The 20,011-nt window shown below is 72.6% G+C and carries 16 protein-coding genes; 10 read left to right on the top strand and 6 right to left on the bottom strand.

Annotated features, from left to right (window positions below; translation table 11 throughout):
• Positions 1-22: 22 nt before the first annotated feature.
• On the bottom strand, positions 23-1,810 hold the full coding sequence (locus tag HQQ79_RS11670; RefSeq protein WP_173034498.1) for a biotin carboxylase N-terminal domain-containing protein: 1,788 nt from the start codon (positions 1,808-1,810) through the stop codon (positions 23-25).
• A 79-nt stretch (positions 1,811-1,889) separates the two neighbouring features.
• Entirely contained in the window at positions 1,890-2,684 is a 795-nt protein-coding gene (locus tag HQQ79_RS11665; RefSeq protein WP_173034496.1) for a nucleoside triphosphate pyrophosphatase, read from the bottom strand.
• 14 nt (positions 2,685-2,698) lie between these two features.
• On the opposite strand from HQQ79_RS11665, the gene HQQ79_RS11660 reads away from it, so the two are divergent.
• From HQQ79_RS11660 to HQQ79_RS11645, 4 genes are all read left to right on the top strand, one after another.
• On the top strand, positions 2,699-3,958 hold the full coding sequence (locus HQQ79_RS11660; RefSeq protein ID WP_027466465.1) for a class I SAM-dependent RNA methyltransferase: 1,260 nt from the start codon (positions 2,699-2,701) through the stop codon (positions 3,956-3,958).
• Positions 3,959-4,134: 176 nt separating this feature from the next.
• Positions 4,135-4,854: a response regulator transcription factor gene (locus HQQ79_RS11655; RefSeq protein ID WP_017888757.1), complete on the top strand. Its 720-nt coding sequence runs from the start codon at positions 4,135-4,137 to the stop codon at positions 4,852-4,854.
• Positions 4,855-4,859: 5 nt separating this feature from the next.
• Positions 4,860-6,113 carry a sensor histidine kinase gene (locus tag HQQ79_RS11650; RefSeq protein WP_173034494.1) on the top strand — a complete coding sequence of 418 codons (1,254 nt, stop codon included), beginning with the start codon at positions 4,860-4,862 and terminating at the stop codon, positions 6,111-6,113.
• On the top strand, positions 6,110-7,159 hold the full coding sequence (locus HQQ79_RS11645; RefSeq protein ID WP_027466467.1) for a hypothetical protein: 1,050 nt from the start codon (positions 6,110-6,112) through the stop codon (positions 7,157-7,159). Before HQQ79_RS11650 ends, HQQ79_RS11645 begins: the two co-directional genes overlap by 4 nt.
• Before the next feature lie 719 nt (positions 7,160-7,878).
• Here HQQ79_RS11645 and HQQ79_RS11640 read toward each other — a convergent pair.
• Both HQQ79_RS11640 and HQQ79_RS11635 read right to left on the bottom strand, forming a co-directional pair.
• Positions 7,879-8,133 carry an acyl-CoA carboxylase subunit epsilon gene (locus HQQ79_RS11640; RefSeq protein ID WP_173034493.1) on the bottom strand — a complete coding sequence of 85 codons (255 nt, stop codon included), beginning with the start codon at positions 8,131-8,133 and terminating at the stop codon, positions 7,879-7,881.
• The gene (locus HQQ79_RS11635; protein ID WP_173034491.1) at positions 8,133-9,728 is read right to left on the bottom strand and encodes an acyl-CoA carboxylase subunit beta; all 1,596 of its coding nucleotides are present in this window, start codon (positions 9,726-9,728) and stop codon (positions 8,133-8,135) included. The genes HQQ79_RS11640 and HQQ79_RS11635 overlap by 1 nt, the downstream gene beginning before the upstream one ends.
• Positions 9,729-9,802: 74 nt before the next feature.
• Here HQQ79_RS11635 and HQQ79_RS11630 point away from each other — a divergent pair, with 74 nt between their 5' ends.
• From HQQ79_RS11630 to HQQ79_RS11615, 4 genes are all read left to right on the top strand, one after another.
• A complete protein-coding gene (locus tag HQQ79_RS11630; RefSeq protein ID WP_173034489.1) occupies positions 9,803-10,603 on the top strand; it encodes a biotin--[acetyl-CoA-carboxylase] ligase in 801 nt (266 codons plus the stop codon).
• A gap of 4 nt (positions 10,604-10,607) precedes the next feature.
• The gene (locus HQQ79_RS11625; RefSeq protein ID WP_071244247.1) at positions 10,608-11,156 is read left to right on the top strand and encodes a PH domain-containing protein; all 549 of its coding nucleotides are present in this window, start codon (positions 10,608-10,610) and stop codon (positions 11,154-11,156) included.
• 82 nt (positions 11,157-11,238) lie between these two features.
• Positions 11,239-12,546, top strand: coding sequence for a UDP-glucose/GDP-mannose dehydrogenase family protein (locus HQQ79_RS11620; RefSeq protein WP_173034487.1), 1,308 nt, complete (start codon positions 11,239-11,241; stop codon positions 12,544-12,546).
• A 56-nt stretch (positions 12,547-12,602) separates the two neighbouring features.
• The gene (locus HQQ79_RS11615) at positions 12,603-14,486 is read left to right on the top strand and encodes a hypothetical protein (protein ID WP_173034485.1); all 1,884 of its coding nucleotides are present in this window, start codon (positions 12,603-12,605) and stop codon (positions 14,484-14,486) included.
• Here HQQ79_RS11615 and HQQ79_RS11610 read toward each other — a convergent pair.
• Positions 14,464-16,002, bottom strand: coding sequence for a DUF2142 domain-containing protein (locus HQQ79_RS11610; protein ID WP_173034483.1), 1,539 nt, complete (start codon positions 16,000-16,002; stop codon positions 14,464-14,466). The two genes, HQQ79_RS11615 and HQQ79_RS11610, sit on opposite strands and share 23 nt — an antisense overlap.
• 10 nt (positions 16,003-16,012) lie before the next feature.
• Positions 16,013-16,531: a GtrA family protein gene (locus HQQ79_RS11605; RefSeq protein WP_111056096.1), complete on the bottom strand. Its 519-nt coding sequence runs from the start codon at positions 16,529-16,531 to the stop codon at positions 16,013-16,015.
• A gap of 113 nt (positions 16,532-16,644) precedes the next feature.
• Between HQQ79_RS11605 and HQQ79_RS11600 the strand changes: the two genes are divergently transcribed.
• Positions 16,645-17,781 carry a 5-(carboxyamino)imidazole ribonucleotide synthase gene (locus tag HQQ79_RS11600; RefSeq protein ID WP_173034481.1) on the top strand — a complete coding sequence of 379 codons (1,137 nt, stop codon included), beginning with the start codon at positions 16,645-16,647 and terminating at the stop codon, positions 17,779-17,781.
• 205 nt (positions 17,782-17,986) lie between these two features.
• A complete protein-coding gene (locus HQQ79_RS11595) occupies positions 17,987-19,960 on the top strand; it encodes a glycoside hydrolase family 6 protein (RefSeq protein WP_173034479.1) in 1,974 nt (657 codons plus the stop codon).
• Positions 19,961-20,011 lie beyond the last annotated feature (51 nt).

Raw genomic sequence — 20,011 nt, 5'->3', positions numbered from 1 at the left:
TTTGCGAGAAGAAGCGCCCGGGCTACGCGAGCTCGAGCAGCACGTGACCGGACGAGACCGTCTGGCCGACCGGGGCGTTCAGGCCGGTGACGACGCCGTCCTTGTGGGCCTGCACGGGCTGCTCCATCTTCATGGCCTCGAGCACGACGAGCAGGTCGCCCTTCACCACGGTGTCACCCTCGGCGACCGCGAGCTTCACCACGGTGGCCTGCATCGGCGACGCGACGGACGACCCGGACTTCGCCAGGCCCCCGCGGACGGCCGACGAGCGGCGCTTCGGGGGAGCGGTGGGGCCGGCGGGACGACGACCGGCGAGACCGGCACCGGCAGCACCGCCACCGACGATCGACGGCATGGTGACCTCGATGCGCTTGCCCTGCACCTCGACGACGACGCTCTCGCGCGCAGCCGGGGCCGGAAGTTCCTCGGGGGAGCCGCTCCACGCCGGGATGTCGTTGACGAAGTCGGTCTCGATCCACTGCGTGTAGATGCTGAAGGGCTCGTCGTCGGCCGTCGCGAACGCCGGGTCCGACACCACGGCACGGTGGAAGGGGAGCACGGTCGGCAGGCCCGTGACCTCGAACTCGGCGAGTGCACGACGCGAACGCTCCAGCGCCTCGGCACGGGTGGCGCCGGTGACGATCAGCTTCGCGAGCATCGAGTCGAACGAGCCGGACACGACGTCACCGGAGACGACGCCCGAGTCGACACGCACGCCGGGGCCGGACGGTGCGTTGAAGGCGTGCACGGGGCCGGGCGCGGGGAAGAAGTTGCGACCCGGGTCCTCGCCGTTGATGCGGAACTCGAACGAGTGTCCCCGCGGCGTGGGGTCCGAGTAGTCGAGCACGCCGCCCTCGGCGATGCGGAACTGCTCGCGCACCAGGTCGATGCCGGTGACCTCTTCGGAGACGCAGTGCTCGACCTGCAGGCGGGTGTTCACCTCGAGGAACGACACGGTGCCGTCGGCGCCGATGAGGAACTCGCAGGTGCCGGCACCGACGTAGCCGACCTCGCGCAGGATCGCCTTCGACGACTCGTACAGCGCGGTCTGCTGCTCGGGCGTCAGGTAGGGCGCCGGGGCTTCCTCGACGAGCTTCTGGTGACGACGCTGCAGGGAGCAGTCGCGGGTGGAGACCACGACGACGTTGCCGTGCTCGTCCGCCAGGCACTGGGTCTCGACGTGGCGCGGCTTGTCCAGGTACTTCTCGACGAAGCACTCGCCCCGACCGAACGCGGCGATCGCCTCTCGCGTGGCGGACTCGAAGAGCTCCTCGACGGAGGCACGGTCGCGGACGACCTTCAGACCACGACCGCCACCGCCGAACGCCGCCTTGATCGCGACGGGCAGACCGACCTGGTCGACGAAGTCGAAGACCTCGGAGACGTCCTGCACGGGCTCGATGGTGCCGGGGGCGAGCGGCGCGCCGACCTTCTCGGCGACGTGGCGCGCGGAGACCTTGTCACCGAGGCGCTCGATCGATTCCGGCGACGGGCCGATCCAGACGAGCCCGGCATCGATGACGGCGCGGGCGAAGTCGGCGTTCTCGGCGAGGAACCCGTAGCCCGGGTGCACGGCGTCCGCGCCGGAGCGGCGGGCGACCGAGATGATCTTGTCGATGACGAGGTACGTGTCGGCGCTCGTGGTGCCGTTCAGCGCGTAGGCCTCGTCGGCGAGGCGGGCGTGCAGGGCATCGCGGTCCTGGTCGGCGTAGACCGCGACCGATGCCTTGCCCGCGTCGCGGGCCGCGCGGATGATGCGGACGGCGATCTCGCCGCGGTTCGCGATGAGGACCTTGCTGATACGGGGCATGACACATCAGCGTATTCGTGCGGCGGGAGTGCGTTTTGACTGGCACCCACAAAGAACCACCCGGAACAGGTGCGGATGTCTACAGTGCCCACAGGTCGTGCCAGGCGATGCCGAAGCCCCGGAGGAGCATCGATCGCAGCACCGGCAGTGACATCCCGATCACGGCGGACGGTGCGCCGTCGATCCGCGTGATGTACGCGGCGGCCCGGCCGTCGATGGTGAAGGCACCCGCGACCTCGAGCGGCTCGCCCGTCGCGACGTACGCGTCGATCTCGTCGACGGACACGTCGTCGGCGAAGGTCAGCACCGCGCTGTCGACCGCGACCACGCGGTCGCCACCGGCGGCCAGCGCCGACCCGCCGGGCGCGACGGGACCCAGCTGCGGGACGCCGGCGGTGGACGTGACCAGGGGCCGGACGGGAGGCACGGTGCGGGCCGGTGCCGCGCCTCCAGGCCGTCCCGTGGCCGGTTCCGGGTCCCGGTGCCGGTCATCGCGTCGTCGATCGATCACGCAGTGTCCGCTCCACAGCGTCCCGCCGCCGGCGGCGAGCATCTGCCGCCAGCGCTCCCGGGCGACCGCGGGGTCGTGCGGCTTGCCGTACAGCTGTCCGTCGACCTCGAACGCGGAGTCCCCGCCGAACACGACCCCGTCGACCGGGGACCCGGCGACCGCGGAGTCGGCGACTGCGGACGCCTTGGCGACGGCGAGCAGCGAGACGAGCTCCGGTCCGGTCAGAGCGCGGCCGAGCGATGCCGCGGCGGCGGCGCCGACGGCGTCCTCGTCGACGCCGGGGGACACGAGCACGGGTTCGATCCCGGACTGGGCGAGGAGTGCTCGGCGGGCGGGGGATGTACTCGCGAGGTACAGACGCATGGGACCATCTCACCATGGGTGAATCCGTCGGCACGCTGCTCGAACTCGACGTCACCGGGATCGCCCACGGCGGCATCTCGGTGGCACGACACGAAGGACGGGTGGTCTTCGTCTCGGACGCGATCCCCGGGGAGCGCGTCGTCGCCCGGGTGACCGAGGACCGCAAGAAGTCGTTCTGGCGCGCCGACACGGTCAGCGTCATCACGCCGAGCGAGCACCGCGTCGACCACGTCTGGCCCGAGGCCGCGCTCGAGCGTGACCCCGAGACGCGCCCGGGCGGTGCCGAGTTCGGCCACATCGCCCTCGCACACCAGCGCACGCTCAAGCACGACGTCCTCGTCGACTCGTTCGCGCGGTTCGCACGGATGGACCTCGCCGAGGTGCTCGGCCACGACGTCGTCGTCGAGGCCGCGCCCGGCGACGACGCGGCGAACGGCCTCGGCTGGCGCACCCGCGTCCGGCTGCACGTCGACGAGCAGGGCACCGCCGGCCCGTTCGCGGCCCGCTCCCACTCCGTCATCCCGGTGACCGGCCTGCCGCTCGCGACCGCCGTCGTGCAGCAGAGCGCCCCGCTCGGCCGCGGTGCGCTGCCGGGCTCCTCGGTCATCGACGTCCTCGCGCCGAGTGGCTCCGAGGGTGCGCGACTCGTCATCGACGACCAGAAGCCCACCGTGGTGACCGAGGTCGTCGGGGAGCGCACGTTCCAGGTCGACGACAACGGGTTCTGGCAGGTGCACCGCGCCGCGGCGACCGTGCTCACCGAGGCCGTGCAGGACCTGGTCGACCGCGACCGCCTGGACCCCGAGGGCACCCACCTGGACCTGTACGGCGGCGTCGGCCTGCTCGCCGCCGCCCTCGGCGACCTGGTCGGCCCGAAGGCGCGCATCACGAGCGTCGAGAGCGCCGCCCGTGCCACCGAGCACGCGCAGGAGAACCTGTCCGAGTGGCTCGGGGCCCGCGCCGAGACCGGCCGCGTGGACCGCTGGCTGACGAACACGGTGGCGAACGCCTCGCGCGCCGAGAAGGACCGCTTCCGCGCCGGCACGATCGTGCTCGACCCGCCCCGCGCCGGTGCCGGTCGTGACGTGGTCGTGCAGATCGCGGCGCTCCAGCCGGAGCAGGTCGTCTACGTGGCGTGCGACCCGGTGGCGCTGGCCCGCGACGTCGCGACGTTCGCCGACCTCGGCTACCGGCTCGAAGCACTGCGGGCCTTCGACCTGTTCCCGCACACCCACCACCTGGAAGCCGTCGCACGCCTGGTCCCCGCACGCTGAGGTCCGGTGGTCGCGCGAGGCCGGGTCCTTGCGTGTCGGGGTGTCCACCAATCGGCGGACCGGCCAGCGTGGCGCAGCCCAGAAGCCCCGCACCTGAGTCCGGGCTGGGTATCCTGGGTCGTTGATGGCACTCCGGTTTCAGGGGCCGGCGTCGCGCATCGGAACGAGAGGCCACTGTGGCAGCAGGAACGACAACCACCAGCACCGAGACGTCAGGGGCGGCCACCAGGCCGGTCCGGGTCGCGATCGTCGACGACCACGAGTCCGTCCGACTCGGGATCCAGGCGGCGTGCCAGAACGAGGGGTTCGAGGTGGTGCTCACCGCCGCCAGCGTCCCCGAGTACGTCCAGAACCTCGACGGGCGAGAGGTCGACGTCGTCGTCCTCGACCTGTCCCTCGGTGACGGCTCGACCGTGACCGAGAACGTCAAGGGCGTGCAGGGGACGGGATCGGCGGTGCTCGTGCACTCCATCGCGGACCGTGTCGCCAACGTGCGTGAGGCGCTCGCAGCAGGGGCTGCAGGCGTCATCCCGAAGTCCTCGGCCACCAAGACCGTGATGGCCGCGGTCGCCACCGTCGCACGCGGTGACGTGCTCAACAACCTCGAGTGGGCGAGCGCCATCGACGCCGACCGCGACTTCGCGAAGGCGCAGCTCGGCCGCCGCGAGCGCGAGATCCTGCACCTCTACGCCTCGGGTCTCCCGCTCAAGCTCGCCGCCCAGCAGCTCGGCATCGGCTACTCGACGGCTCGTGAGTACCTCGACCGGATCCGTGTGAAGTACGTCGAGGTCGGTCGCCCGGCTCCGACGAAGGTCGACCTGCTGCGTCGAGCCGTCGAGGACGGGATCCTCCCCGGACTCGACTCGGGCATCGACCCCGACGGCGACGGTCGCTGACACGGATGGCGACCGCGGCTGAGTCGGCGCGGACGGTCGTCGAACCGGCGCCGTTCGGCGCCGATCCGGCGCGCAGCGTCCGCGCCTCGATCACGCAGGCGTCGGTCGAGCGCGCGTTCGCGATCCTCCTCGCGATGGCGGCGATCGGCCTCGGCATCGTCGACGCGCCCGCGGTCCTGCAGCAGCTGCCGTACCTCGACCCGTTCTGGGGGCCGACGCTGATGCTCGCCCTCGCGGCGTCGTTCGTGTTCATCGGGGTCTCGGCCTTCGTGCAGCGGGTCGCGCAGCTGGCGCAGATCGTCTGCGCGCTGCTGTTCCTCGTCGTGCTCGTGACGTGGACGGCGACCGTGCAGGAGCCCATCCCGTCGGCGCAGCAGCCGTGGCCGTGGTGGTTCTGCACGGTCGGCTGCACGGCGGCGGCGATGGGCTTCGCCACGTGGCGTGCAACGGTCTACACCGCGCTCGTGCCGGCGGTGTACGTCGTCATCCGGCTCAGCCCGCTCGGCGGTGACGTCGGGGTCCTCGCCGTCCTGCTCGACGGCGTCTACACGGCGCTGCTCAGCGGTGCGGTGCTCGTCATCGCCGTGGTGCTGCGGCGTGCGGCCACGTCGGTCGACACGGCGCAGTCCACGGCAGTGCGGCGGTACTCGCTCGCCATCCGGGAACACGCCACCGAGGTCGAGCGGGTCCAGGTGGACGCCATCGTGCACGACAGCGTGCTCACGACGCTACTCTCCGCCGCCCGTGCCGACACGCTCGAGGCCAAGACCCTCGCCGCGCGGATGGCCCGGAACGCGATCGACCACCTCGAGGCCGCGGCTACCGATGGTCCCGGCGACGTCGCGCCGGTCGCCCTCGGGGAACTCCGGGCGCGCATCCGCGAGGGGGTGGGTGCGTTGCCCGCCCCGGTCCGCCTCGTCCCGACGCCGACCGGGTCGGTCCGCCTGCCCGCGTCGGTCGCCGACGCGCTGGCCTCGGCGGCGCTGCAGGCCGCGGTGAACAGCGTGCAGCACGCCGGCGACGCTGACGTCTCCCGCTGGGTCCGCATCGAGCAGCAGGGCCAGGGGGTGCTCGTCGAGGTCGGTGACGACGGCCGCGGGTTCGACGTCGCGGCCATCCCCGCCGAACGGCTCGGTGTCCGTCGCTCCATCGTGGAGCGGGTCGCGACCGTCGACGGTCGCGCCGAGGTGCACACCGCACCGGGCGCGGGCACCCGCATCGTGCTGACGTGGTCGCCGGCCGCGAGGACGACCGCATGAAGGTCTCCCTGCCGGCGAGCATCGCCCTCGGCCTGGCGTCGCTGTTCTCCGTCTACCACCTGGTCCTCGCCGCGGCCACGCTGCCGCGCGTCGACCAGGTCGCCCCGATCATCGCCTGCATGGTCCTGTACGCCGCGGCCACCGGCCTGGCACTCTTCGTTCCCGGCAGGGTCCTGCCGGTCTGGACGGCCTGCTTCTCGCTCGCCACCGCGATCGTGATGCCGGTGATCGCCGCCCCCGTCCTCGTCGAGGGTCGCGGTCCGGGGTCCGCCACCTGGTGGATCGCGGCCATCGGCACACTCATGGTGGTGCTCGTCGTGCGCGGCCGCGGACCCTTCGCATGGGCCGGCGTGCTGTTCCTGACCGTGTACACCGTCGCCTGGGCCGGTCTCGGCTCGCTCGGTGGGCTCGGCGTGGTCGGCAGCGTCGCCTGGGTCGCGATCGCCACGGTCTTCGCCGCCGCGATGAGCCGCGCCATCCGGAACACCCGTGAGCTCGTCCTCGCCGAGCAGGAGACCGCGGACTGGCAGGCCGCGCAGGACGCCCACGTGTTCGAGCGGCAGTTCCGGCTGAGCCAGACCACTCGTATGGCCCTGCCGATGCTGCAGCGCATCATCGACTCCTGCGGCGACCTCGACGACGCCGACCGTGCCGAGTGCCTGCACCTCGAGCAGGCCATCCGCGACGAGATCCGGGGCCGGTCCCTGTTGTCCGACGACGTCCGCGACGAAGTGATGCGCCTGCGTCGCCGCGGCGCGACCGTGCAGTTGCACGACGACGGCGGGCTCGACGACCTGGACGCCCCGGACATCCGCCGCATCCACGCCCGCGTCGCCGAGGCGCTCCGGCAGGCCCGCGACGCCGACAACGTCATCGTGCGGACGGTCGGCGAGGGGTCCGACTCCGCGGTGACCGTCGTCGGACTCCGCCTCGACGGCGCGGCCAGCGAGTCCGCGGCGCTCGGAGCGGGGCTGGACGACGACGACGGTGACGAGGACGATTCCGTCGCGCTCTGGCTGGAGATCCCGCGGCACGAGCCGGCGTAGCGCGCGCTGAGCGCGGCACGCGCGCGCGTTCCGCGACGATGCACCACGTGGTCGACAGGTGGTTCGTCGCGAACGTGGTGCGGACGGCGTTGCGGACGCGCGTGGTGCGCCGGACGTGCAGGCGGCGGTGGACGCGATGGGGGACAGCCGGGAGGCCCGTGGCGGCCCCGGCACGGGCCTCCCGGCCGTCACGTGGTGCGCCGGGCTGGCGCGCGCACGGGGGGGCGACCATGTCGTTGTCGTACGACGTCGACGGTGTCGCTCTGACGCGCGCGCAACTGTTGCGAACGCGCGGAAGCGACCGTGTCGTTGTCGTACGACGTCGACGGTGTCGTTCCGCGTCAGCATCGGTGTCGCCCCCCGCAGCCGCTGCAGCACCCGCCCGCAGCCCCCGCACGCCCCGGAAACGGGGAACGGGCCGGTCGGATACCGACCGGCCCGTTCACGACCCGAGGCTGAGCGACAACCCGAATGTCGCCCTGCCTCGCAGCGGGCGGTGGCTTCGTACCCTAGTCGGCCACCGTCCTGCGATGTCTTTCGTTGAAGGACACCGAACACCAACTACTATGCCCACGCACGAGCTGCGTGTCAGTCGTCATTATGGGGGACAATTCCGGCAGTTCCGGTCCGTATCCGCTGAACGTGTCCCCCGAGTGAGGGGATACCGACCGGGAAGTGCGCCCGGCAACCCTTCCGGTCGCGCGCGCACCAGGGGTACATCAGCGGAGCGATCGGCCCCAGGCGCCCGGTCCGTGGTCGAGCGGGCGGCGCAGTCCGCGGGCCGCGGCGTCCCACCCCGTGCGGGGCTCGACGACCACGGCGGCGCGTCCGGCTGCTGCGGCTTCGTCGGCCTGGCGCTGCAGGACGGCCACCACGGCGGCGAGCTCCTCGGGGGTGGGTTCGCCGGAGACCACCCGGACGTCCGCCACCGAGGCGGGCTCGTCCGAGGGCACGGCTGCTGCGTGTCGGCCCATCAGAGGGGGATGTTCCCGTGCTTCTTCGGGGGCAGCGTGGCGCGCTTGCCCCGGAGTGACCGGAGGGCCTTGATGACCGACACCCGGGTGGCGTGCGGCTGGATGATGCCGTCGAGCTCACCGCGCTCGGCCGCCAGGTAGGGCGACGCGACGTTGTAGGTGTACTCGTTCGCGAGCTTCGTGCGGACCGCGGCGACGTCCTCGCCGGACTCCTCGGCGCGCTTGATCTCGGCGCGGTACAGGATGTTGACGGCGCCCTGGCCGCCCATGACGGCGATCTCGGCGGTCGGCCACGCCAGGTTGATGTCGGCACCGAGCTGCTTCGAGCCCATCACGATGTACGCGCCGCCGTAGGCCTTGCGGGTGATGACGGTGACGAGCGGGACGGTGGCCTCGGCGTAGGCGTACAGCAGCTTCGCGCCGCGGCGGATGACGCCGGTCCACTCCTGGTCGGTGCCGGGCAGGTAGCCGGGCACGTCCACCAGGGTCAGGATCGGGATGCCGAACGCGTCGCAGAACCGCACGAAGCGGGCGGCCTTCTCGCCGGCGTCGATGTTCAGCGTGCCGGCCATCGCCTGCGGCTGGTTCGCGATGATTCCGACCGTGCGGCCCTCGACCCGGCCGAAGCCGATCAGGATGTTCGGCGCGAAGAGCGGCTGGACCTCGAGGAACTCACCGTCGTCGACGATGTGCTCGATGATCGTGGTGACGTCGTACGGCTGGTTCGTCGAGTCCGGGATCACGAGGTCGAGCTCGTGGTCGGCGTCGGTGGTCTCGAGCTCCGGGGCGACGTCGTAGGCCGGCGGGTCGGACAGGTTGTTGTCCGGCAGGAACCCGATGAGCGAGCGCGCGTAGTCGAGCGCGTCGGTCTCGTCCTCGGCCAGGTAGTGGGCCACGCCGGAGACCGCGTTGTGGGTCTGGGCGCCACCGAGCTCCTCGAAGCCGACGTCCTCGCCCGTGACGGTCTTGATGACGTCCGGACCGGTGACGAACATGTGGCTGGTCTTGTCGACCATGATGACGAAGTCGGTGAGGGCGGGGGAGTACACCGCACCGCCGGCCGCCGGGCCCATCACGATGGAGAGCTGCGGGATGACGCCGGAGGCCTGGGTGTTCAGGCGGAAGATCTCGCCGTACTTGCCGAGCGCGACGACGCCTTCCTGGATGCGGGCGCCGCCGGAGTCGAGGATGCCGATGATCGGCACGCCCGTCTTCAGCGCGTGCTGCATGACCTTGATGATCTTCTCGCCGGCGACCTCGCCGAGGGACCCGCCGAAGACCGTGAAGTCCTGGGCGTAGACCGCGACGTTGCGGCCGTGGACCGTGCCGACGCCGGTGACGACCGCGTCACCGTAGGGGCGCTTGGCGTCCATGCCGAACGACGTGGTGCGGTGGCGCACGAACTCGTCGAACTCCACGAAGGAGTTCGGATCGAGCAGCTGCTCGATGCGTTCGCGCGCGGTGCCCTTGCCCTTCGCGTGCTGCTTGGCGATGGCGGATTCGCCCGCGGCGGTCACGGCCTCGTGGTACCGGTCGCGGAGGTCGGCCAGCCGGCCGGCCGTCGTCGACAGATCGGGGGTGTCTCCTGAAGTCACCCGCTCACCCTACCGGCGGGTGGGACGCTGCCGGTTGGAGGACCCCCACGGTTCCTGCCCGTACATTTGCGTGCATGTCCACATCCCCGTCGCCGTCGTTCCCCGCCACCAGCGAGGCGGTCCGGTCGGCGGGCGCGACGATCACCACCCCCGCCGAGACCGGGTCCACCAACGCGGACCTGCTCGCCGCCGCTCCGGAGCAGCAGCACGGCAGCGTCCTCGCGACCCTGCACCAGACCGCGGGCCGGGGTCGGCTCGACCGCACCTGGACCGCTCCGGCCGGTGAGACGCTGGCCGCCAGCGTGCTCGTCCGGGCGGACCTGGACGACCACGACCGCGGCTGGCTGCCGTTGGTGGCCGGCGCGGCCATGCGCGACGCGATCGCGTCGGTCCTGCCCGCCGGCGCGGACGTCGTGGTGAAGTGGCCGAACGACGTGCAGGTCGCCGGGGACAAGGTGTGCGGGATCCTCTGCCAGGTCGCCGCCGACGGCAGCGTCGTGGTCGGGGCCGGCGTGAACCTGACGATCCCGGCTGATCGGCTGCCCACCCCGACGTCCACCTCGCTCCTGCTCGCCGGCGCGGTCGACGACGCACCCGCCCTGGCCGACGCGGTCCTGTCCGCCTTCCTGCGGTCCGTCCTGGAGGCGGTGGCCGGCCTGGTCACGGGTGGTCCCGCCGCCGAGACGGTCCGGTCCCACGTCCGCGCCGCGTGCGGCACCATCGGTCGCCGCATCCGCCTCGAGCTGCCGGACGGCACCGTCGAGGAGGCCGACGCGACCGGCATCGACGACGCCGGTCGCATCACGATCCGGGACCAGGCGGGGCGCACCAGGGGCGTCGCGGTGGGAGACGTCACCCACCTGCGGTATGCATGACGGCATGACCGCCGAGCCCCCGCCCGAACGTGTCGTCGCGCGCCTGCGACCGCACGCTCGTCGGCTGGTGCGCCCGGCGGTGTTCGTCGTGCTCGTCACCGCGGCCGGGGGGTTCGGCTTCGGCGTGTTCCAGGCGCAGCTGGCGTGGCTGAACGCCGTCGTCGCGCTCGTCGTCGTGGTGCTCGTCGTGTTCGGCGGCGCCGTCCCGCTGTTCCGCTGGATGTCGGAGCGGTACGTCGTCACCACCCGTCGCCTGGTCGTGGTCAACGGACTCGGCACGCGGACGCGGCGGGAGCTCCTGCACTCCCGCGGCTACGACGTCACCGTGCGGCGCCGCGGGCTGCAGGGGCTGTTCCGCTCCGGCGACGTGCTCGTGTTCCCCGGGGACGACCCGGCGGTGGTCCTCGCCGACGTGCCGCACGCCGACCTCGTCGTCGCCGTCCTGCACGACCTGGTGGAGGCGTACGAGGCCAGGCGCCGGCACCGTGAGCCGGACTGGGACGAGATCGTCGGCGGTCCGGACCGTCCGCCGTGGGGTGACGTGCGGGCCTGACCCCGGCCGGTGCGGGCGTCGCCGCAGGCGTCGCTGCGTCGCCGTGATGAGAGTTCGGCGAGAAACCGGTACCGTCTTCGACGTGCGTATCTCAGTGATCGGCTGCGGCTACCTCGGTGCCGTGCACGCCGCCTCCATGGCCAAACTCGGACACGAGGTCGTCGCCGTGGACGTCGACCCCACCAAGATCGAGCGGCTCGCTGCGGGCGAGGCCCCCTTCTTCGAGCCGGGCCTGCCCGAGATCCTGACCGAGGCCCTCGAGTCCGGTCGGATCCGCTTCACCACCGACATGGCCGAGGTCGCCGGCGCCCGCGTGCACTTCCTCGCCGTCGGCACCCCGCAGGGTCCGACCGGTGCCGCAGACCTGACCTACGTGGACGCCGCAGTCGCCGCGCTCACCCCGCACCTGTCCGCGGGCGAGTTCGTCGTCGGCAAGTCGACCGTGCCCGTCGGCACCGCCGCACGCCTGGCCGCCGAGGTCAGCGAAGCCGTCCCCGGTGCCACCCTCGTCTGGAACCCCGAGTTCCTGCGTGAGGGCTTCGCCGTGCAGGACACCATCGCGCCGGACCGCTTCGTCTACGGCGTGCCCGACGGCGAGGCCGGCGAACAGGCCGTCGCCGCCCTCGACGAGGTCTACGCCGAGGCACTGTCCACCGGCACGCCCCGACTCGTCGTCAACCTGCCCACCGCCGAGCTCGTGAAGATCAGCGCCAACGCGTTCCTCGCCACGAAGATCTCGTTCATCAACTCGATGGCCGAGATCGCCGAGGTCGCCGGTGCCGACGTCACGGCGCTCGCCGACGCGATCGGCCACGACGCCCGCATCGGTCGGAAGTTCCTGAACGCCGGCCTCGGCTTCGGTGGCGGCTGCCTGCCGAAGGACATCCGTGCGTTCCAGGCGCGGGCGAACGAGCTGGGCGTCGGGGAGTCCCTGGCGTTCCTGGCCGACGTCGACGCCACGAACCTGCGCCGTCGCGCCCACGTCGTGGAGCTGGCCCAGGAGCTGCTCGGCGGGGTCGTCAGCGGCAAGCGCGTCGCGGTGCTCGGCCTGGCCTTCAAGCCGAACTCCGACGACGTCCGCGACTCGCCGGCCCTCGACATCGCGGCCCGCCTGCACGAACTCGGCGCCGTCGTCTCGGCGTACGACCCCGAGGCCGTCGTCACCGCGCGCCGCGTGCACCCCGAGCTCGACTACGTCGAGAGCGCGGCCGAGGCACTGGGGGGAGCGGAGCTGGTGCTCGTGCTCACCGAGTGGACCGAGTTCCGCGAGCTCGACGCGACCGCCGCCGCCGCGCTCGTGGCGTCACCCGTCGTCATCGACGGCCGCAACTGCCTCGATCGCGACGCCTGGACCGCGGCGGGCTTCACGTACCGCGGCATGGGGCGCTGAGCATCATCCCGGGGGGCGGCAGCACGGGCATCGCGGACACAGACACGGGGACGACCGTGCCGCCACGTGCTGTCGCGCACGCGGCCGGGCCACGGACGCGGGAGCGGCAGCGTCACCGTCGTCGGTTCGGCGCGTTCCACGAGGGGCGGCACCCGTCGCGTTCCTCGATCCTGGCCAACGCTGCGCTGCTGCTCGTCGCCGCGGTCCTGGTCGGCGTCGTGGCCTACCGCACGCGGCTCGAGGTGACCAACATCGACGGCATCTCGTACATGTCGATCGCCGAGCAGTACGCCGGCGGGCACTGGGCCGAGGCGGTCAACGGCTACTGGTCCCCGATGGTCTCCTGGCTGATGGCGCCGTTCATGGTGATGGGGTTCGGACCGAGCACGGCGTTCGCGATCGTGAACCTGGCGGCGAGCACCGCCGTGATGGGCGTCGGCGCGTGGCTGCTGCTGCGGACGACCGGCAACGGCTGGACCGCCGCGTGGTCGATCGTGGCGACCGCCCCGCTGATGCTGGCGAACGTCGCCCTGCAGACGCCGGACACCCTCGTGCTGCTGTGGGGCCTGCTCTTCGTGTGGTCGTTGCTCGCGGCGGACCGCGCCTGGCACGGCTCGGTCCGGCGCATCGTCGTGGCCGCGGCGGTCGTCGGACTGGTGTGCGCCATCGGGTACTGCACGAAGGCGTTCCTGGTCCCCGTGTTCCTCGTGGTGGTGCCGTCGTGGGCGCTCGTCCGGTGGTTCCAGGACCGGCGGGACGCACGAGAACCGCGGTCGCTGCTGCTGCCGGTGGTCGCGCTCCTGACGGCGGTGCTGTTCTCCGCGCCCTGGGTGGGGGCGCTGTCGGCCAAGTTCGGTGGCATCGAGCTCGGATCGTCACTGACGGTCAACGTCTCGAAGAAGTTCTCCGACTCGTCCGGCAAGGACTACCAGGAGGTCCGGATCCCCTCGCCGCCGAACGGGCTGGCGGTGTCGCCGAACGAGGACCGCACCCCGTCGCTGTACGAGGCCGGCGTGTACACCGCCGAGCGCGAGCTGCCGGTCCGGCTGCCTGCCGGCACACCGGTCGCGGCCGAGCCCGACGAGAGCAGCACGACGACGCTCGTCGGCAAGGTCCGGTACTACGTCGAGCAGCGCCTCGAAGCGCTGCCCTTCTACTTCACCCGCATCGGCTCGTTCGCGCCCTTCGCCCTGGCCATCGGGGTGGTGTTCGTCGGTGCGGCCGTCGCCGGGGTGGTGCACTACCGGCGGTTCGTCTTCACGAGCATCGTCGGGCTGTTCTCCGGCGTGTACCTGCTCGGGTACGCGGGCATCGCGACGGTGGAGTCGTTGGGCGGCAACGCGCGGTACTACCTGCCGCTCTTCACGGGTTCGGTGCTCGTCGCCGGAGCCCTGCTGCCCACTTTCTGGCGCACGGTGCGGCGCGGTCGACGCATCCGCAAGGTCGTCGCCGTCCTCGGCTGTGTGCTGGTCGTGGTCGCTTCGTACAGTCAGAACGTGAACGGTGTCCGCGCCCCGTTCTCGACGTACGAGGTCCGCCCGTCGGGCATCCCGGCCGGACAGGTCCTCGGCGAGGTCATCCACCCCGACGAGCCGCTGGTCGACGCGCTCCTGGCGTCCGACGTCATCCCCGCCGGCAGCAGGATCCTCGGCACGAACACCCGCAACACGGTGCTCGTGGCGTTCCGGCTCGGTGCCCAGATGTACGGCGAGGACGGGCAGGCGTACGACTACCAGGACCCGGCCTTCGTCGGCCTGCTCCGCGAAGCGGACGTGCAGTACTTCCTGAACTACACGAACCCGCGCGACCCGCAGGTCCGCGACTACTCCGCCATCGGACCGGTGGTCGGCACGTTCCCGGTCTACCAGGTCTGCTCGGACGCCAAGGGCGCCCCGCAGCAGTCCTGCTCGGTGGACGTCATCCAGGTCGCCGAGCGCTGACCGAGACGGGCCACGGCCGCCACACCCCGCCCACGCCGACCGTGATCCCGGCAGCGACGAGGACCGCGACCAGGAGCACCACGGCGAACGGCACCGGACCGGTGGCCCCGTACCGCGCGACGCTCGTCGCCGACAGGGGGCCGTCGGCGGCGTTCCAGAACCAGGCGCTGACGACGGAGAGCCCCCAGAGCCCCACCGCCGGCAGCGCGACGGCGAGCGACCGGGTGAGCACGGTCCGTCCGGCGCCCGGCCCCGTGAGCCGCCGCCACGCGAGGGCGCTGAGCGCGACGAGGCACACGAGTGCGGGGAACAGGTAGCGGCCCTGGGTGCCGGCCACCTCGGTCGTGTCCAGGTACGCCCGGGCGCTGCTCGCCGTCTGCAGGAGCAGCAGGAGTCCGGGGAACACCGCGAGGCACACCGCCGGCAGCAGGGTGGGTCCGCGCCGGAACGCCCAGCCGACGAGCACGACGAGCGCGACGGCGGTCAGGACGGCGGTCAGGGTGTCACCGATGCTCACCTGCGCCCGCTGCCCGGGGGACCCCCAGAACGTCCGCGCGAGCGTTCCCCAGCTGACGTCGAGGAAGTGCCCGGGTGACGGGTGCTCACCCGCCGGGAACGGACGGTCCGGCCGGATCGCGGCGTAGCCGTCGGGTTGCAGGGTGTGGAACACGAGGAGGTTGCGCACCCACCACCACCCACCGATCGCCCCCGCCACGACGAGTGCGGCGGCCGTCCGGAGGGATCGTGCACCACCGGTCAGCGTGCCCACGCCCGCGACGAGCACCACGAGCGCCACGAAGGGGATCGCCGGCAACCCCGTGCCCTTCGTCGCGACGAGGAGTCCGAGCGCCACGGCGAGGGCGAGCAGGGTCCGGCGGCGGAGGTCGCCCGTGAGCAGCCGGGTCGCGAGCCACACCACCGTGCCACCGAGCAGGAGCACCGGGGCGTCGTTCGTCACCGACGCCCCGACGGACGCCAGCTGCGGCAGGGCGAACAGGGCGAGGGCGCCGAACAGTGCCGCGCGCCGCGAGCGCGTCAGGCGGCGGACCGCTGCCCACGTCAGCAGCGCGAGCGGGGTCACGAGCGCGGCGTCGACGAGCCGGAGGGCGACGAGCGCGTGGTCCCAGCGCAGCGAGCCGTGGTGCAGGACCCGGAGCACGGCGGCGTCCGCCAGGTACGCCGTCGGGGGGTGCTGGGTCATCTGGTTCACCGTCCCGGAGTCCCCGGGGTGTTCCTGCAGCAGCGCGCTGACGGTCGACCAGGACGACGCATCCGCGGAGGCCTGCTCCTGCTGCGCGGCCCCGACGGCGTTCGACACGTGCAGGGTGCCCGGGTCGGGCCACCCGGAGCCGGTCGCGACGTGCAGGGCGGCGTCGAAGTGGGCCGGCTCGTCCGGTGCCTGGAAGGCCGGGACGACGAGCGCCCAGAGGACGAGCCAGAGGCCGAACGCGGCGGTCAGCACCGCGGTCCGCAGGGCCTCCGCCCGGGTGACGAGGGGGTGCGGTGCGTGCTGCATCGCTCCGAGACTACTGGCCGGACGCCTCGGACCGGGACGTCGCGGCGACGGTCGCGTCCTCGACGGTGTCGGCTCCGGCGCGCTCGTCCGGTCCGGTGCGTCCGACGCGCTCCGGGTGGTAGACCCACACCTTGTAGAGCCAGAAGCGGAACACGGTGCCGAGCAGCAGCCCGATGACGTTGCCGGAGACGTTGTCGGCCAGCGCCGACGTGAAGCCGAGGACGTAGTGGGAGACGGCGAGGCAGCCGAGCGAGATGACCATGCCGCCGAGGGACACGACGACGAACTCGACCCCCTCGCGGGTGGCCACGGCCCGTCGCTGCTCGCGGAACGTCCAGTACCGGTTGCCCATCCAGTTGACGAAGATGGCGACCGTCGTGGAGACCACCTTCGCCCAGAACGGTCCCGAGTGCACGTCCTCCGGGTTCAGCAGGGTCGACCGCAGCACGTTGAACACCGTGGTGTCCACGACGAAGCCGACGGCACCGACGACGCCGAAGCGTGCCAGCTGGGCGATGAGGCGCCGCACGAGCCCTCCAGGATCCGTAGAGTTGTGACCGGTCGTGCAGAGCGCGACCCGAACAGCGATTGTAGACAACGCGTTCACACCATGCGGTGGGAACGCCGGAAGGATCACACAGCATGGCGTTGCGCGTCGGGGTCATCGGTGGGGGACAGCTGGCACGGATGATGGTGCCGGCCGCGGTCGAACTGGGGATCGACATCCGGGTACTCGCCGAGGGGCCGGGCATGTCCGCAGGCATCGCCGCCACCGCCGAGGGCGACTACCACGACGCCGCCACGGTGCTCGAGTTCGCCCGGCAGGTCGACGTCGTGACCTTCGACCACGAGCACGTGCCGCAGGACGTCCTGCGCAGCCTGGTCGACGCGGGCGTGGCGGTCCACCCCGGTCCGGACGCGCTGGCCGTCGCCCAGGACAAGATCACCATGCGCCGCCGGCTGAGCGACCTCGGGTTGCCGGTGCCCGACTGGGCCGCCGTGCACGGTCCCGACGAACTCCGTGCCTTCCTCGCCGAGCACGGTGGCCGAGCCGTCGTCAAGACGCCGCGGGGCGGCTACGACGGCAAGGGCGTCCGGGTCGTCTCGGACGCGTCCGACGTCGACGACTGGTTCATCGCCGTGGCCGAGGCCGGCGGCGACCAGGCCCTCCTGGTCGAGGAACTCGTCCCCTTCACCCGCGAGCTCGCGCAGTCCGTGGCACGCCGCCCCTCCGGGCAGGTCGTCGCCTGGCCGCTCGTCGAGACCGTGCAGCGCGACGGGGTCTGCGCCGAGGTCATCGCGCCCGCTCCGGACAGCGCCGGCCGGATCGCCGACCTGACCGAGTCGATCGCCGTCAGCATCGCCGAAGAACTCGGGGTGACCGGCGTGCTGGCCGTCGAGCTGTTCCAGACCGACGACGAACGCATCCTGATCAACGAGCTCGCGATGCGTCCGCACAACACCGGGCACTGGACCATCGACGGCGCCACCACGAGCCAGTTCGAGCAGCACCTGCGAGCGGTCCTCGACCTGCCGCTCGGAGCCACCGGCTCGTTCGCCCCGGCGTCCGTCATGGTGAACGTGCTCGGCGGACCCGCGGACGGCGACCTCGCCGCCCGGTACCCCGCAGCGCTCGAGGCCTTCCCCGAGGCGAAGTACCACTTCTACGGCAAGGCGCCCCGGCCCGGCCGGAAGATCGGGCACGTCACGGTGCTCGGTGACGACGTCGACGACGTCGTGTACCGCGCCCGCGCGGCCGCAGCGCACTTCGACGACTGAGGTCGCGTCACCGACGTGACCGGATGACGTCACTGGAGGCCCGTGGCGACGCCGCCACGGGCCTCCAGTGGCGTCACGGGTGCGGGACGCACTGGTCGGCCGCTCTGCGGACACCCCCTCGGGTGGCACCCGGTCGGGAGGCTGGCGGGGGTCGGGACCGCGTGTTCCCCTGGAACGGTCCGTGCCCACCGTCCAGGGAGTCCCCATGCGCCGCCGTCCGCGCCGTGCCGCCGTCTGCGGCGCCGCCGTCGCCCTCGTCGCAGCCGTCGCCGGCCTGCTGCCGACCGCGTCCGCGTCCGCAGCGACCTCGGCCTCGACCATCCGCTCGGCCACGTCCGCGTCGCTCTACGGCGCCGGGCCGTACCGGTCGCCGACGAGCGAGGCCGCGAAGGCGCAGGCCGCCCTCGCCGCCACCGACCCGGCCGGAGCCGCTGCGGCGGGGACCATCGCCGGCCACCCCGTCGCCACCTGGCTCGGCGACTGGAGCCAGGGGACGCAGCTGACCAAGACGATCAGCACCGCCCTCACCGGGGCCGAGCAGTCCGGCACCACCCCCGTGTTCGTGCTCTACGCGATCCCGGACCGCGACTGCGGCGGGTACTCCGCCGGGGGCTTCGACGAGCGGTCCTACGACGCCTGGGTCGACCAGGTCACCGCGGCGCTCGCCGGGCACCGTGCAGCCGTCATCGTCGAACCGGACTCGCTCGCGATGCTCAGCAACGCCAAGTGCAGCACCGCGCTCGACGAGCAGCGCTACCGCATCCTGTCCCGCACCGTCGCCGGGCTGACCGCCGCCGGGGTCCCCGCCTACCTGGACGCCGGCAACTCGAACTGGGTGCAGCCGGCGCTGATGGCGTCGCGGCTGAACAGTGCGGGCGTGCAGCAGGCCCGCGGGTTCTTCACGAACGTCGCGAACTACTACCCGACCGCGCAGGAGCAGGCGTACGCGCAGAAGGTGTCCGCCGCGACCGGGGGCTCGCACTACGTGATCGACACCTCGCGCAACGGGCAGGGCTGGCGCGGAACCTGGTGCAACGGGCCAGGTGCCGGTCTCGGCACCTCGCCCCGGGTGGTGTCCGACGGCACGGCGCTCGACGCCCTGCTGTGGGTGAAGACCCCCGGCGCGAGCGACGGCACCTGCAACGGTGCCCCGGCTGCAGGCAAGTGGTTCTCTTCCTACGCGCAGGCGCTGGTCGCGAACGCCCGGCTCGGGGTGCCCACCGCCGACCTGGCCCCGCGCGGTGTGCTCGAGGCCGTCGTCGGTGCCGGCGGCGGAGTCCGTGTGCGCGGCTGGGCCTTCGACGAGGACGACCCGACGCAGCCGGTCCGGGTCCGGGCGACGGTGGACGGTGTCGCCGCAGGCGTGCTGAGCGCGGACCGCACCCGCCCGGACGTCGACGCGGCGTACGGCGTCGGGGAGCCCCACGGCTTCGACACCGCGGTGCCGGCCGCCGAGGGCCTCCGCCGGGTCTGCGTCACCGCGGTGAACATCGGAGCGGGGTCCGACGCCGAGCTCGGGTGCGTGCAGGTGCGTGCCCTCCGGCACGACCCGTACGTCGGCCTCGAGTCGGTGACCGTCGCGGTCGGTGGCGTCGCCGTGACGGGCTGGGCGTTCGACGGGGACGCTCCGGACACGGCCAGCACGGTCGCGTTCACGGTCGACGGACGGGTCGTCGCGTCCCGGGCCGCTGGTCGGGCCCGGCCCGACGTCGACCGGACCTGGGGCGCCGGTCCCGCGCACGGGTTCGCCGAGATCGTGGCCTCGGGGGCGGGGAAGCACACCGTGTGCGCGATCGCCCGGAACATCGACGGCGGCGCGGACCGGACGGCGAGCCCGTGCCGGAGCGTCACGGTGCCCGTCGCGGCCCCGGTCGGTCGGAGCGAATCAGCGTCGCCGGGATCGGCTGGCCGCGTCAGCGTCCGGGGGTGGGCGTTCGACCGGGACGCCGTGCAGCGTCCGGTCACGGTCCGGGTGAGCGTCGGCGGCCGGGTCGTCGGCAGTCTCGTCGCCGACCGGCAGCGCAGCGACGTCGACCGTGTCCACGGCGGCGGCGAGCACCACGGGTTCACCGGGTCGGTGTCGGTCGCGTCCGGGAAGCGATCGGTGTGCCTCACCGCGGTCGGGATCGGGAAGGGCGGCGACACGTCGCTGGGCTGCGCGACGGTGCAGGTGCGCTGACCGCGACCGCGACCGCGACCGCGAGGGCGAGCGGAGCGGTCGCCTGGGCGG

The organism is Curtobacterium sp. VKM Ac-2852, assembly GCF_013205045.1.
Classification (GTDB): Bacteria; Actinomycetota; Actinomycetes; order Actinomycetales; family Microbacteriaceae; genus Curtobacterium; species Curtobacterium flaccumfaciens.
The sequence above is the reverse complement of the archived record's forward strand: the minus strand, read 5'-3'. Positions and strand labels throughout refer to the sequence as shown.